Origin of the sequence: Nocardia takedensis NBRC 100417 (assembly GCF_000308695.1) — a bacterium.
Classification (GTDB): Bacteria; Actinomycetota; Actinomycetes; order Mycobacteriales; family Mycobacteriaceae; genus Nocardia; species Nocardia takedensis.
Genome location: NZ_BAGG01000109.1, coordinates 1 through 14,818 on the forward strand (window position 1 = coordinate 1; position 14,818 = coordinate 14,818).

13 protein-coding genes are annotated in these 14,818 nt (G+C 70.9%); 1 reads left to right on the top strand and 12 read right to left on the bottom strand.

What is annotated here, in order from left to right:
• The 11 genes from ON30_RS23265 to ON30_RS23315 all read right to left on the bottom strand — a co-directional run.
• Positions 1–550 (bottom strand): pyridoxal biosynthesis lyase PdxS (locus ON30_RS23265; protein WP_040710190.1); only part of this gene is annotated, 550 nt, incomplete at its 3' end.
• A 493-nt stretch (positions 551–1,043) separates the two neighbouring features.
• Complete coding sequence (locus ON30_RS23270) at positions 1,044–2,087, bottom strand: NUDIX hydrolase (RefSeq protein WP_040710192.1); 1,044 nt, start codon at positions 2,085–2,087, stop codon at positions 1,044–1,046.
• Positions 2,087–3,211: a glycosyltransferase family 4 protein gene (locus ON30_RS23275; protein WP_040710134.1), complete on the bottom strand. Its 1,125-nt coding sequence runs from the start codon at positions 3,209–3,211 to the stop codon at positions 2,087–2,089. The genes ON30_RS23270 and ON30_RS23275 overlap by 1 nt, the downstream gene beginning before the upstream one ends.
• A complete protein-coding gene (locus ON30_RS23280; protein ID WP_040710136.1) occupies positions 3,208–4,167 on the bottom strand; it encodes a phosphatidylinositol mannoside acyltransferase in 960 nt (319 codons plus the stop codon). The genes ON30_RS23275 and ON30_RS23280 overlap by 4 nt, the downstream gene beginning before the upstream one ends.
• Positions 4,168–4,204: 37 nt before the next feature.
• Positions 4,205–4,888 carry a phosphatidylinositol phosphate synthase gene (gene pgsA / locus ON30_RS23285; protein ID WP_040710138.1) on the bottom strand — a complete coding sequence of 228 codons (684 nt, stop codon included), beginning with the start codon at positions 4,886–4,888 and terminating at the stop codon, positions 4,205–4,207.
• Positions 4,889–4,907: 19 nt separating this feature from the next.
• The gene (locus ON30_RS23290; RefSeq protein ID WP_040710140.1) at positions 4,908–5,483 is read right to left on the bottom strand and encodes an ATP adenylyltransferase; all 576 of its coding nucleotides are present in this window, start codon (positions 5,481–5,483) and stop codon (positions 4,908–4,910) included.
• On the bottom strand, positions 5,480–7,540 hold the full coding sequence (thrS, locus tag ON30_RS23295) for a threonine--tRNA ligase (protein ID WP_040710142.1): 2,061 nt from the start codon (positions 7,538–7,540) through the stop codon (positions 5,480–5,482). The genes ON30_RS23290 and thrS overlap by 4 nt, the downstream gene beginning before the upstream one ends.
• Positions 7,541–7,729: 189 nt before the next feature.
• Positions 7,730–8,344, bottom strand: a complete 615-nt coding sequence (locus ON30_RS23300; RefSeq protein ID WP_040710144.1) for a (2Fe-2S)-binding protein — start codon at positions 8,342–8,344, stop codon at positions 7,730–7,732.
• Positions 8,341–8,772, bottom strand: coding sequence for a TIGR02611 family protein (locus tag ON30_RS23305; RefSeq protein ID WP_040710146.1), 432 nt, complete (start codon positions 8,770–8,772; stop codon positions 8,341–8,343). The genes ON30_RS23300 and ON30_RS23305 overlap by 4 nt, the downstream gene beginning before the upstream one ends.
• 70 nt (positions 8,773–8,842) lie before the next feature.
• On the bottom strand, positions 8,843–11,083 hold the full coding sequence (locus ON30_RS23310) for a solute carrier family 23 protein (RefSeq protein WP_040710148.1): 2,241 nt from the start codon (positions 11,081–11,083) through the stop codon (positions 8,843–8,845).
• Positions 11,084–11,769: 686 nt separating this feature from the next.
• Complete coding sequence (locus ON30_RS23315; protein ID WP_040710194.1) at positions 11,770–12,624, bottom strand: mycofactocin-coupled SDR family oxidoreductase; 855 nt, start codon at positions 12,622–12,624, stop codon at positions 11,770–11,772.
• 145 nt (positions 12,625–12,769) lie between these two features.
• Here ON30_RS23315 and ON30_RS23320 point away from each other — a divergent pair, with 145 nt between their 5' ends.
• A complete protein-coding gene (locus ON30_RS23320; RefSeq protein ID WP_063719932.1) occupies positions 12,770–13,954 on the top strand; it encodes a serine hydrolase domain-containing protein in 1,185 nt (394 codons plus the stop codon).
• Positions 13,955–13,966: 12 nt separating this feature from the next.
• Here ON30_RS23320 and ON30_RS23325 read toward each other — a convergent pair whose 3' ends face one another.
• Complete coding sequence (locus tag ON30_RS23325) at positions 13,967–14,785, bottom strand: hypothetical protein (protein WP_051029837.1); 819 nt, start codon at positions 14,783–14,785, stop codon at positions 13,967–13,969.
• Positions 14,786–14,818 lie beyond the last annotated feature (33 nt).

The following is a 14,818-nucleotide window of genomic DNA, read 5'->3' on the forward strand; positions in this document are numbered from 1 at the left end:
GGATCTCCTGACGGATCTTGCGCATGTGGGTGGTGGCGTTGGAGACGTCGCCGGTGCCCGCCTCGCCCTTGGAGCGGATCATGGCCGCGCCCTCGGTGATCCGGCGCAGCGCCTCGCCCAGATTGGTGGCGCCGCAGACGAAGGGAACAGTGAAGTTCCACTTGTCGATGTGGTTGGCGTAGTCGGCCGGGGTGAGCACCTCGGACTCGTCGACGTAGTCGACGCCGAGGCTCTGGAGGATCTGCGCCTCCACGAAGTGGCCGATGCGGGCCTTGGCCATCACGGGGATGGACACCGCGGCGATGATGCCGTCGATCATGTCCGGATCGCTCATCCGGGACACGCCGCCCTGGGCGCGGATGTCGGCGGGGACCCGCTCGAGGGCCATCACCGCGACGGCGCCCGCGTCCTCGGCGATCTTGGCCTGGTCGGGGGTGACGACGTCCATGATCACCCCACCCTTGAGCATTTCGGCCATGCCGCGCTTGACGCGGGCGGTGCCGACGGTGGTGGTGGTTTCGGGGGTGGTCACGGCTAACTCCTGGGTCATGGGCGCCAATCGGATCGCGCGGTGGGAAATCGCCCCAATTCTAGGCGCGCCGGAAATGCCACTTGATAGCCAGTTGCGGACCACTGGTCTGGTCGGATCGGCGTGTCGCGGGGAGAAGCGGCTGCTTCGGCCGATTTTCCCGTGGTGTCGCCGTGCGAGAGCCCGACCGGGGGCGGGCGTCGCCCGGGCGGCCGTGCGAGATGTCTCACTCTCGCGGGCCACCCGGTCGCCCGGAATTCGCCGGGTGCCTCAGAGCGGGGCGACGACCAGCAGTTGCGCCCAGTACTGCGCCGCCGAAGGGCCCAGGATGGGCAGCAGGAAATCGAACAGCAGGTAGGACATCGGCAACCTCCACACGTCAGGGACCGCCCCGGCCATCGGGAGCGTCGACACCGGACAATCCGGGTACATCCTGCCCCCAGGCGTACCCTCGCGACTCCCATCCAGTCCCGAACCCGACACGAATGTGAAGCACCTCACACAGTGGCGACGGTCACCGGATCGAGCGGACCTCGGGTTCGACCGCGCCGGACACGGCCGCGACGGCCTCGGGCAGCAACTCGTCGAGGTGATAGGGGTAGACGGTCTCCCCCGCCCCGTCCAGCGCCGGGATGTCGGCCGCCGCGCACCAGCGGTGCCCGGTGATCGATCGGCGCTCCACCGCGGTCATATTGCCCGGCTCGGGCTCGAAGCAGGCCACCCGCAGCACGAAGAACAGTTCCTCCGCGCGGATCAACTCGCCGTCGAACGGGAACATCGCCACCCGCCGCCACAGCGGACCGCGCAACGCGGCGGGATCGGCGGAGTGCCCCGTCTCCTCCCAGAGTTCGCGCACCGCCGCCTGCCGCAAGGTCTCCCCCGGATCGACGCCGCCGCCGATGGTGAACCAGAACGACACCTCCGGCGTGCGGGGGTCGCGTCCGCGCATCAACAGCACCCGGTCGCGTTCGTCGAGCAACACCACCCGCGCCGAGGTCCGGGTGGTGTCCACGACCAGACCGGTGCCCGCGGCGGGCGTCACCCGCTCGGTGATCTCGAAATAGGTGGGCAGCGGCGCGGTTCCGCCCAGGTGCAGCACCCGCACCGGACGCTGGGTGCGCAACGCCAGCGTGTCGCGCACCGCGTCGTTGTGGAAGCGCCGGGCGATCAGCACCCGGGCCTCCGCGTCGGCCAGTTCGGCCACCAGTTGCGGTCGCAGCGCCGCGATGTCGACCGCCGACAGCGCCACCGACAGTTGGTTCTCGACGGTCTCGCGGTGCGCCCGGTCGGCCCGTTCGGCCCGGTCCGCCAACGCCGCCAGCCGACGCGCGTGCTCGGCCGCTGCCGGGTCCGACACCGGACCGGCGATCGCCATCGCGACCGCGCGCGCGACCACCGCGCGCCGCGCCAGCGCGCCTTCGAGCGCCTGCCAGGAATGATCGGAGCGCACGTGCAACCGGTCGAGCCGGTTGGCCGTCGAATAGGCCCACAGGCCGACGGCGAGGATCACCGCGGCCACCAGGGCCAGGACCAGGACCGTTGTCGCGGAGAAGGTGATCATCCGGCCGCACGCACCCGGACATCGCCGACGGTGACCGTCTCGTAGACCCGCAGGATCTGCTCGGCCACCACCGGCCAGTCGTATTCGCCGACCACCTGGGTGGCGGTGCGCACCAACTGCGTCCGCCGGTGCTCGTCGACCAGCACGCTGTGCACGGCCTCGGCCAGCGCGGCCGAATCCCCCACCGGGACCAGAACGCCCGCCGTCCCGTCGCGCAGCACCCGGCGGAAGGCGTCGAGTTCACTGGCCACCACCGGGGTGGCCGCGGCCATGGCCTCGATGAGGATGATGCCGAAACTCTCGCCGCCCAGATTCGGCGCGACGTAGACGTCGGCGCTGCGCATCGCGGCGGCCTTCTCCTCGTCGGAGACCTGTCCGAGGAACCGCAGATGACCGGCCAGCTCGCCCGCCTCGCGACGCAACCGCTCCTCGTCGCCGCGCCCGACGATCAACACCTCGAGATCGCGGTGGCGGCGCACCAGTTCCGGCAGCGCGCCCAGCAGCACCGACATCCCCTTGCGCGGTTCGTCGTAGCGGCCCAGGAACAGCACGGTCCGGCCGGGACGCGGATAGCCCGGCAGCATCGGCGCGCGCGCGAACGCGGCGACGTCGACGCCGTTGGGGATCTCCACCGCGTCCGAGCCGAGCGCCTCGACCTGCCAGCGCCGCGCCAGTTCCGACACCGCGATCCGGCCGCTGATCTTCTCGTGGTACGGCCGCAACACGCCCTGGAAGGTGCTGAGCACCAACGATTTCGTCGTGGAGGTGTGGAAGGTGGCCACGATCGGGCCCTCGGCGATCTTCAGCGCCAGCATCGACAGGCTCGGCGCGTTGGGCTCGTGGATGTGCAGGACGTCGAAGTCGTTGCCCTCGATCCAGCGCCGAATCCTGGTGTAGGCCATGGGTCCGAAGGACAACCGCGCGACCGAGCCGTTGTACGGGATCGCCACCGCACGGCCCGCGGAGACCACGAACTCCGGCAGCGGGGTGCCCTCCGAGGCCGGGGCCAGCACGCTGACCCGGTGCCCGCGCTCGAGGAACACCCTGGCCAGTTCGACCACGTGGGCCTGCACGCCGCCGGGGACGTCGAAGGAGTACGGGCAGACCATGCCGATCTTCACGGCGTCCCTTCCTCGCCGCCGACCGGTGATCCGGCCTCGGACCGTCGCCGCGCCGCCGCGATCCGTTCGCGCCGCTCGGGTGAGAGATCGTCCTCCCACAGCGGTTGCAGCATGTGCCAGTCCCGGGGGTGCTCGGCGATGTTCGCCGCGAAACGGTCGGCGAGTCGCTGGGTGGCCGCCTCGACGCCGTCGGAGACGTCGACGGCGGGCTCGACCTTCAGGCCCCAGTCCTCACGACCGTCCGCGTCGGTCTCGAACCAGCCGTGCACCGGCAGCAGCGCCGCGCCCGTCTCGACGGCCAGTTTCGCCGCGCCCGCGGGCATCCAGGTCCGCTCACCGAAGAAGGTGACCGGCACACCGCGCCCCGTCAGGTCGCGTTCGCCGAGCAGACACACGATGCCGTTGTCCCGAAGCCGGGCCGCCAACTGCGGGAACGGTGGCTCCGCACCGCCGGTCAAGGGGAACACCTCGAACCCGAGACTCTCCCGGTAGGCGACGAACCGGTCGAACAGCGACTCCGGCTGCAGCCGTTCCATCACGGTCGAGAAGCTCCGGTAGTGCTGCACCAGCCACACGCCCGCCATGTCCCAGTTCCCCGAATGCGGCAGGACCAGCAGGACACCCTTGCCCCGCGCCAGCGCGGCGTCGAGATGTTCGAGCCCGCCGACAGGGTGGTCGATCGCGGTGTGGTCCATCGACGGCAACCGGAACGCCTCGCGCCAGTAGCGCGCGTAGGAGCGCATGCTCGCGCGGATCAGTTCGTCCGGGACGCCCTCGGGCGTGGTGCCGAGGACCCGGGCCAGATTGCGGCGCAACTGGGCGGGGCCGCCGCCGCGCGCGGAACGGTCGGCCCCGAAGTCGAACAGTCGGCGCGCCGTTCGCTCCGGCAGCGCCCGGACCACCCGCCAGCCCGCGGCGTAGGCCCGATCCGTCAGCGCCGATCCGATTCCGCTCATCCCCCGAATCCTTCCCGCGCGCCGCGGCCGAGCGCACTCACGACGGCTGCCCCGCGTTGCCCGAGCGGGCCTGCCCCGAGACCGACGGGATCACCTCGCGCGCGCCGGGCGAATTGCGGACCGCCAGCACCCGCTGCAACACCGTGACGATGCTCAGCACCGCGAGCACCCACATGGCCACGTGCACGGCCCAGGTCAGCCATTCGATGCCCCAGTAGCCGCCGATTCCGGTGAACCCGGCCCCGACCAGCACGATCACCAAACGGTCTGGCCGTTCGATGAGACCGCCGTCGGCGGACAACCCGCTCGCCTCGGCCTTGGCCTTGGCGTAGGAGATGACCTGCGAGGTCACCAGCACGACCAGCGTCGCGACGAACAGCCAGCGGTTGTTCTCGTGGTAGACCGCCCACCAGGCCAGCCCGCCGAAGATCGCGCCGTCGGCCACCCGGTCGCAGGTGGCGTCGAGCACCGCGCCGTAGCGGGTGCCGCCGCCGCGCGCGCGGGCCATCGCGCCGTCGAGCATGTCGAACATGACGAACAGCCAGATCACCATCGTTCCCCAGAACAGGTGACCGGTCGGGAAGAGCGTGACCGCGGCCGCGATGGAGGCCGCGGTGCCGACGAGGGTCACCGCGTCGGGCGTGAGCCCGGTCTTGACCAGGGCCCGCCCCAGCGGCGCGGTGGCCTTGGCGAACGTCTCCCGACCGAAGAAGCTCAACACCGCGGTGCCGCCGTCACGTTCATTCCGTTTCCTTCCAGGCCTGCGCGAGCAGCGCCCGCGTCTCCCGGAGCAGTTGCGGCATGACCTTGGCCCCGCCGATGACGGTGATGAAGTTCGCGTCGCCGCCCCAGCGCGGCACGATGTGCTGGTGCAGGTGGTCGGCCAGCGACCCGCCCGCCACCTTGCCCAGGTTCAGGCCCACGTTGAAGCCGTGCGGGCGCGACACCGATTTCATCACCCGGATGGCGCGCTGGGTGAAGGCCATCAGTTCGGCGCTCTCGGCCTCGGTGAGGTCCTCGAGGTTGGCCACCACCCGGTACGGGACCACCATCATGTGCCCGGGGTTGTACGGGTACAGGTTCAGCACCGCGTAGACCAGTTCGCCGCGCGCGACGATCAGGCCGTCCTCGTCCGACATCCGGGGGATGTCGGTGAACGGGTGCCCCGTGGAATTTCCCGCGTCGGCGGACTTGGCGGTGGCCGCCTCGGCGATGTAGGACATCCGGTGCGGGGTCCACAACCGTTGCAGCCGGTCCGGTTCGCCCGCGCCGCGGTCGATGATGCTCGCGCCCTCGGGCGCGGTCTGCTCGCTCATATCCGCTCCGCCGACACGATCTCGAATCCCTCCGCCGTCGGCGACGCGTTCTCCCGGTTGCCGATCCAGGCCACGATGGTGGCGACCGCGTCCGCCACCGGCACCGAGTTCACCTGGGTGCCGTCGCGGAAGCGGAAGCTGACCGCGCCCGCGTTCACGTCGCGCTCGCCCGCGAGCAGCATGAACGGCACCTTCTGCGCGGTGTTGTTGAAGATCTTCTTCTGCATCCGGTCGTCGCTGCGGTCGACCTGGGCGCGCACGCCCTGCTCGCGCAACAGGTCGATCACCTGGTCCAGGTGCGGGGCGAAGGCTTCCGCGACCGGGATGCCGACCACCTGCACCGGCGAGAGCCACGCCGGGAACGCGCCCGCGTAGTGCTCGGTGAGCACGCCGAAGAAGCGTTCGATGGAGCCGAACAGCGCGCGGTGGATCATCACCGGCCGTTGCTTGGTGCCGTCGGAGGCGGTGTACTGGAGGTCGAAGCGCTCGGGCAGGTTGAAATCGAGTTGGATGGTCGACATCTGCCAAGTGCGCCCCAGCGCGTCCTTGGCCTGCACCGAGATCTTCGGCCCGTAGAAGGCCGCGCCGCCCGGATCGGGCACCAGGTCCAGACCGGAGGCCGAGGCCACCTTCGACAAGGTCTCGGTGGCCTCCTCCCAGATCTCGTCGGAGCCGACGAACTTCTTCGGGTCCTTGGTCGACAACTCCAGGTAGAAGTCCTCCAGGCCGTAATCCTCGAGCAGGTCCAGCACGAATTGCAGCGTGGTGGTCAGCTCGCCGTGCATCTGCTCTTTGGTGCAGTAGATGTGGGCGTCGTCCTGGGTCATGCCGCGCACGCGGGTCAGGCCGTGCACCACGCCGGACTTCTCGTAGCGGTACACCGACCCGAACTCGAACAGCCGCAGCGGCAACTCCCGGTAGGACCGCCCGCGCGCCCGGAAGATCAGGTTGTGCATCGGGCAGTTCATCGGCTTGACGTAGTAGTCCTGGCCGGGCTTGCGGACGGTGCCGTCCTCGTTGAGTTCGGCGTCCAACTGCATGGGCGGGAACATGCCGTCGCGGTACCAGTCCAGGTGACCGGAGACCTCGAACAGGTGTCCTTTGGTGACGTGCGGGGTGTTGACGAATTCGTAGCCCGCCGCCACGTGCCGCCGCCGCGAGTACTCCTCGAGTTCCTTGCGGATGATGCCGCCCTTGGGGTGGAACACCGGCAGGCCCGAGCCCAGCTCGTCGGGGAAGCTGAACAGGTCCAGTTCCAGGCCCAGTTTGCGGTGGTCGCGCCGTTCGGCCTCGGCGAGCAGGTGCAGGTACTCCTCCATCGCCTCCGGGGATTCCCAGGCGGTGCCGTAGATGCGCTGGAGATCCTCGCGGTCCTGGTCACCGCGCCAGTAGGCGGCCGAACTGCGGGTCAGTTTGAAGGCCGGAATGAATTTGGTGGTGGGGATGTGCGGGCCGCGGCACAGATCGCTCCAGATCCGTTCGCCGGTGCGGGGATCGAGGTTGTCGTAGATGGTCAGCTCTTTGCCGCCGACCTCCATGACCTCCGGGTCGTCGATGCCGGACTTGTCGCCGATCAACTCGAGTTTGAACGGCTCCTTCGCCAATTCGACCCGCGCGTCCTCGACTTCGACCACGCGCCGCGAGAAGCGCTGCGCGCCTTTGACGATCTTCTTCATCCGCGATTCCAGCTTCGCCAGATCCTCGGGGGTGAAGGGCCGTTGGACGCGGAAGTCGTAGTAGAAGCCGTCCTTGATCGGCGGGCCGATGCCGAGCACCGCGTCGGGGAACTCCTGCTGCACGGCCTGGGCCAGCACGTGGGCGGCCGAATGCCGGATCACGCTGCGCCCGTCCTCGGTGTCGGCGGCGACCGCCTCGACCTCCACGTCGACCTCGGGGGTCCAGGACAGGTCGCGCAGCGCGCCTTCGGCGTCGCGCACCACCACGACGGTCTGCGGACCCTTCGTCGCCAACCCCGCCTCCCGCACCGCGGCGCCGGCCGTCGTCCCGGCCTGCACCCGGACGAGGGCGGCGGGGTTCTGGGCGGCTGAGGTGGTCACGTCGGCGCTCTCCTTGGCGTACTCGTGGGCGGGTCCGTCCCGCGCGCGTCATCACCGGGGCGGCTGTTCGCTCCGGCGCGACCATGCTAACCGTCCCGCCGCGACAGGGACTCACGCCGTACGGGGTCGGCGGGGCGGCCACCGGCAGTTCCCCCGCCGTTCACGCGCCCCGGTTCGCCGCCGGTCGGCTCACTTGCGGGCGGCCGAGTCCGCCAGCATGGCGGTGCGTTCCGCGGCGGGCCGCTTCGGGCAACTGGTGCACATCCGGCATCCCGGCACCTCGAACACCAGGCAGCAGGAGACGCGTCGGACGAAGGTGCGCCCGCCGACCTCGACGAATCGCGGCGTCGGGAGTCGGCCGCCGACGTCCTCGGCCAGGCGCAGGCCCGCCTCGGCGTCGCCCGCGTCGAGCGCGCGGTTGCCGATGGCGTCGGCGACGATCGCCCACAGCGCCGCGACACCGGCCCCGGACACGGCCGCGACCGGGTCGATCACCGCGGTGAGGGTGTCGTGCAGGGTGCGCGCCGGATCGGGGTTCTCAGGGTCGGCGGCGGGCAGGTGCACCCGCTCGACGCCGCCGTCGGGCCGCACCTCGCAGCGCAGCGCGTCCAGGCTCGGACACGGGGGCCGCTCGCCCGCGACGTAGGCCGCCGCGAGATGTTCGACCAAGGCCGAGGCCACCATGCACCACCACAGCGTGCCCGCGATGCGCGGTGTCGTGGTCCCCCAGGACACGCCCATCTCGGTGATGCGCGCGCTCAGCCACTCCGGTCGGGTGAGCAGGTCGCCGGGGACCACGCTCATCGCGCGAGGGGACTGCGTAGCCATTCCGATTCCACTCCGATCCAGCCGCCGATCCAACCGAAGGTGCCCAGGATCCACAGCGTCACCACCACCAGCAGGAAGGTGGCCAGCGCCGCGGTGACGCGCAGGACCGGCCCCCGGGCGGTGTACCAGTCCATGCCCTGCCGGTAGCGGTCGCGCAGCCACCCCAGGACCCGGCGGGCCCAGTCGAATTCGGTGGCGAGGATGCCGAGCCCGGCGAAGACGATCGCCCATCCCGGTCCGGGATAGGGAATCGCGGCGATGCCGACGATCAGCACCGCGATACCCAGGAGCGCGACCCCGATCCGGTAGGCGAGGTTCAGCGTAGGCCGGGCCGCGATCGAGGCGCGGAAGGCGCGCAGACGGTCGGCGGCGCCCGTCGAGGGCGGATCCAGCTCGGTGCTCACCCAGCCAGCCTACGGACGACGCGCCCGCCCCGGCTCGCGGTGAGCCGGGGCGGGCGCGCGATGTCGGCGGTCAGACCAGTTCGGCGGCGGGCGCGGGCGCGCCGTCCTCGATGTGGGCAAGACCGTCCACGGTGACCTCGATGACCCGTGCGCTGGCGATGTCGAAGAACAGACCCGACACCGTCACCCCGCGTTCGGCGACGGCCGCGCGGACCGCCGGATGCCGGTGCAGGGTCTGCAATTGGAGCGCGACGTTGACCATGCCGAGTTGGTCTACCTCGCCGAAGCCCGCCGCTTCGGCGGCCACGGCCACCGGGTGACCCGAGCGGAACGCGTCCAGGCTCGGTGCGGCGTGCGCCAGCCAGGCGCTGATCCCCGGGTCGGCCTCGGCCCCGCAATGCAGCGCCGCCATGGCCCCGCACGAGGAGTGTCCGCACACCACGATCGAGCGCACGTTCAACTCCTGCAGCGCGAACAGCAGCGCGGCCTCGACGGAGGCGTCGCCCTCGGTGGGCACCAGGTTGCCGACGTTGCGGACGGTGAACAGGTCGCCGGGGCCGCTGTTGGTGATGACGTTGGGCACCACCCGCGAGTCGGCGCAGGTCAGGAAGAACGAGTCCGGGTCCTGTTTGTCGCGCAGTTCGTCCAGGTGCGGGCGCACCACGTGGGCGTGGCTGCGGTGGTAGGCCGCCACGCCCGCCGCGAGCGGGTCGGGGTGCCGGTCCTCGCGCCGCCACGGCCCGAGGATGTCGTCGAACATCGCGCGCCCGAAGCCGCGCGAGGGCGGCCCCTGGGTGGCGTCGGCCATCCGGGCGCTGCCGATCTCGACGAATTCGACGCTGCCGCCGTTGTGCTCCTGCTGGCGCACCCATTCCTCGATGGCCTCGAAGGCGGCGTGGTCGAGGAAGTCGACCGTCATCTCCACGGTGACGTCGGCGTCGGCGGGGACCTTGGCGAATTCCGCGGACAGTTTCGGCAGCGCGAGGAAGGTGCACGAGCCGTCGATGGTGATCAGCCAGCGCTGCGAGGCCGGGATCTGCTTGGCCACGATCGCGACGCGCACGACCCGCCACAGCAGCAGGCCGAAGGCCAGCACGAGTCCGATGACGACGCCCTCGAGCAGGTTGAGGAAGACCACGCCGAGGATGGTGGCGGCGTAGACCAGCAGGTCGCCGGTGCGCCGGGCCATGCGGATGTGGGCCAGTTTCACCAACTGGATGCCGATGACGATGAGCAGGCCCGCCAGCGCGGCTTTGGGGATCTGTTCGACCACACCGACCAGCGCCACGGAGAACAGGAGAATCCACACGCCGTGCATGATCGCCGAGGCGCGACTGCGCGCGCCCGCGGTGACGTTGGTGGCGCTGCGCACGATGACGCCGGTCACCGGCAGGCCGCCGACCAGGCCGGAGAGCACGTTGGCCGAGCCCTGGCCGATGAGTTCGCGGTCGAACTGGGTGCGCGGGCCGTTGTGCATCTTGTCGACGGCCACCGCCGAGAGCAGGCTCTCGACGCTGGCGATGAGCGCGATGGTCAGCACCATGACCGCGACCGAGGACCAGCCGCCGTCGGGGATCTGCGGCAGGGCCAGCGCGTCGAACAGTGAGCCGCTGAGCACCAGGCGTTCGACCTCGGTGGGCAGCACCATCGCCAGCAGCGTGCCCGCGAGCACCGCCACCAGCGGCCCGGGGACGGCCCGCACCTTGGCGGGGACGTAGCGCCAGCCGAGCATGATCGCGATGACGACCGCGCCGACCAGGGCGTCGCCGCCGTGCAGCGACATCAGTTGGTTGGGCAGTTCGGTGAGGTTGTTCCAGGCCGAACTGCGCGAGGAGCCGCCGAGCAGCACGTGGATCTGTTGCAGGGCGATGGTGACGCCGATGCCCGCCAGCATCGCGTGCACGACCACCGGCGCGACGGCCAGCGCGGCGCGGGCGATGCGGCTCAGGCCGAACAGGATCTGCAGGACGCCCGCGGCGACGACGATGAAGCAGGTGACGCGCCAACCGAACTGGTTGATGGATTCGGCGACGACGACCGTGAGGCCGGCGGCGGGGCCGCTGACCTGCAGGGTGGCCCCCCCGAGGGTGCCCGCGACGATGCCGCCGATCACGGCGGCGATCAGTCCGGCGGCGACGGGCGCGCCGGAGGCGACCGCGATGCCGAGGGACAGCGGCAGCGCGACCAGGAAGACCACGATCGAGGCGGGCAGATCGTGGCGCAGCACGGATGTCAGTCGATCGGATCGTGCCCCGGGGGCACGGCTCGGCGGCGCTGACGGCGGCGGGGCGAGATCGTTCTCGACAGCCATGAGTTACTCCTTCGCCGACCCGGCGGCACTGGCCGCGAGCGGGTCGCTCGCGGCGGCACGGCGCCGAGATCGGTTGACGATCGACTTGTCCAGCAGGGCAATTGACCGCGAACCGGCATCTCGCGGTGAAGCAGGTCCCGACACGGCGACGGGCCGAGATGTAAACCCGATCGAGAGTATTGGTAAAGACTTAGCAAAACCTGAGAACAGACCGTGGAGTGCGCTGCGCCATACCAGGGGCTTTGTGTGGTCGTCACCACATCGCGCCCGAATTGTGCCGTCGGTGCGGACATTTCGGGCACACCCGGACGATTCGGTCACGGCCGCCGAAAAGCGCTGCGGCACAAGGGGTAGCGCGCGGCGACCGGAAAGGCCGGAGAGCGCGCGAGTCCGCGGGCACGCGGTCCGGAATGCGAAATCGGTGTCTGTGGACATATTTCTCCTTCGCCGGGTCGGAGCCCGGTGCATCGGTGGAACATGTACTGGCATCGAAAGCGAGCGGTGCGCGAAGGCGGACCTCCCGTGCAGCGCGACCTGCGCGAACAGGTCGACTCCAAGGGTAAAGACTTCGCAAAGCATAGGGAAAAATTCAGAGCCGACATGACATAACTCCACCAAACTGTGACTCAAGTCACAGTTTGGTGGTCATTCGGCTGGGCGAGGGTGCGGGCCGCCGTTCGGCGGGGTCAGTACTTGAGCGCCCCGCCGTCCACGGCGATCTGATTGCCGGTGGTCGATCCCGACCCCGGGCCCGCCAGCCACGCGACGATGTCGGAGACGTGCTCGGGCGGCATGAAACCGCCGCGGCCGTCGGTGCCGTCCGCGGTGACCGGACGGTAGGGCACCGGCGGGAAACTGTGCAGGAAGGTGGGGAATTCCCCGAACAGCTTCATCATCGCCTCGGGATCGATCATCGGGGTGTCCACCGAATACGGGTGGATGGAATTGACCCGGATGCCGAATTCGCCGACCTCGAGGGCCAAGGAGTTGGTGAGCGCGACCAGACCGTGTTTGGAGGCCGAGTAGTGGCCGTTGCCCGGCGTCGCCTTGAGCCCCGCCGAAGAACTGACGATCACGACCGATCCGCCGTTGCCCGCCTCGATCATCGCGGGCACCGCGGCCCGGATGGTGCGCCACGTGCCGTTGAGGTTCACCTCCACGACGGTGTCCCACTGCTCGGCCGACATCTCGAACAGCCGTCCCCAGCTGAGGACGCCCGCGTTGGCCACCACGACGTCGAGGCGGCCGAAGCGCGCCACGGTCTCGGCGACGACGGCCTCGAGCGCGGCCAGATCGCGGATGTCGACCTCACGGGCCAGCGCCTGTCGGCCTTCGGCCTCGACCAGTTTCGCCGTCTCGGCCAGGTCGTCGGCGGTCGGCGCCGGATAGGCGACGGTGTCGGAGACCGGTGCGCAGATGTCGAGCACGACCACGTCGGCTCCGTCGCGGGCCAACCGCTGGGCGTGGGCGCGGCCCTGACCGCGGGCGGCCCCGGTGACCAGGGCCACCTTGCCGTGCAGCGGGCGATCGGTGTCGGACATGCGCGATTCTCCTTCTTCCACGTCGTCGTCGCGGCCGTCGTCCCCGGCGCGACGGGGGGCGTCGGCGACCTCCACGACGAGGTTGACGCTAGTAATTACACGTGTAAAGCACAAGATCGCCGGGCCGGGCGGGGACAATGGGCGGATGGTCCTGTCGCACCGCCTCGCGGTCGTCTGCGTGACCGCCGCGCTGGTCCTGGGCTCGGCCGCCGCCGGGTCGGCGGCACCCGACGCGCGAGCCGACGCGGGCCCCGACCCCGCGGCGTTGCGGCGGGCGATGGACGCGGTGGTCGCCGCCGGGGCGAGCGGGGTCCAGGTGCGGGTGCGCGGCCCGTGGGGCGAATGGGTGGGCGCGGCCGGGTCGGCCCGCTGGGCGAGCGCCGAACCGGTTCCGACCGACGGCGTGTTCCGCGCGGGCAGCGTCACCAAGACCTTCGTCGCGACGGTCCTGCTGCAACTGGTGGCAGAAGGCCGGGTCGGACCGGACGATTCCGTCGTCGGGTACCTGCCGCGCTTCGATCTCGACGAGCGCGTCACCGTCGGGATGATCCTCGGCCACACCAGCGGCTTGCGCGGTTACGCGGGCGAAGCCGGACCGGACGGTCAGCCCTCCCCGTCCGCGCTCACGCTCGACCCCGGCCGCACCTACCGACCCGAGGACCTGGTGCGTTTCGCCCTCGCGCAGCCCGCCTGGTTCGAACCGGGCGCCCGGTGGCACTACTCGAACACCAACTATCTGCTCGCCGGCCTGCTGATCGAACAGATCACGGGCACGCCGTACGCCCGGCAGGTCGAGGAACGGATTCTGCGCCCGCTCGGATTGGCGGACACCTCGCTGCCCGGCACGTCACCGGAGATCCCGCCACCGCACGCGCACGGCTACCTGGGCGTGTCCGCACTGGGTGTCCCGATACCGGTCGACGTCACGGCGCTGAACCCGTCGATGGCCTGGGCGGCGGGCGAGATCCTGTCCACCACGGCCGATCTGGAGGTCTTCCTCGACGCGTTGCTGACCGGCCGTCTGCTCCCGCGCGCCCTCCTGGCGCGGATGACCGAGTTCCGGCCGACGAGTTCCAGGTTCGGCGTCGACCGCGCCTACGGACTCGGTCTGGTGCGGTTGTCCGACGCCGCGGGCTGTTCGGGGATCGGGCACAGCGGCGATATCCCCGGCTTCCACACCGAGGTCTACCACTCCCCCGACGGCGCGCGTCAGGTAGCGGTCTCGGTGACCCAGGGCGCGCTCGATTCCGAGGATCGGGCGCGGTTCTCGGCCTACCTGACCGCGGCGTACGGGATCACCGCGGTCGGCCTGTGCGACGCGCCCGCCTGAGGAACCAGCGACTCAGCCGGCGACCGGCGGCGGGTCGAGCGGGGCGTTCATCCCGTTCACCGCGCCCACGCCCGCCCCGATGACCGCGCCGGCGACGACGGCCGGTGCGGCGACCAACGCGGCGACCGTCGCCGCGCCGACCATCGGACCGACGACCAAGCCGGTGGGCAGGAACGGGATGCCGAAGACGAATCCGACGACGCCGCCGACGACCGCGCCGACCGCGGCGGCGACCGGGGCGACCACCACGCCGCCGATGGCCGCGCCCAGCACCGTGTCACCGACGACCTGCGCGGCGACCTCGTCGGAGCGCGCGGGATCCATGCCCTGGCTGTCGAGGATGTCGGACAGCCCGTCCTCGACCTCGCCCGCGCCGGAGTTGATCTGGGCCGCCTGCTCGGGGGTCACGATGCCGGGGCGGTCCATCTCGATGCTGCCGACGACGATCTGTTCGGCCTGGGGCGCGGGCGGGGTGTCGGCGGCGGGCGCGACGAGCGGGCCCGCCGCGGCGAAGTCCTCGGTGGGCGCGGGTTCGAACGCCGGCGTCGGTGCGAGGGCGGGCGGCGCGGGGGGCAGGCCGAACGCGTCGGTCACCATCCGGGTGACGGTGTCGCCCAGCGCCTCGGGCCGGAACTGCGCCGGGACCTCGAAAGGCAGGACGACGCCGGGACCGGCCGCGTCGGCGAAGGTGAGCGGCGCGGGCCCAGGCGGACGGTCGTCGGCGACCGCGGGCGCGGCGCCCGCCACCGCGGCGCAGACGGCGCCGCTGAACAGGACCAGGGCGGGCCGCAGGGTGCTGCGGTGCGAATCAGCCGGACGTGGAGTGCCCATGGGTTACCTCATTCCCGATGTAGGGACCCTGTA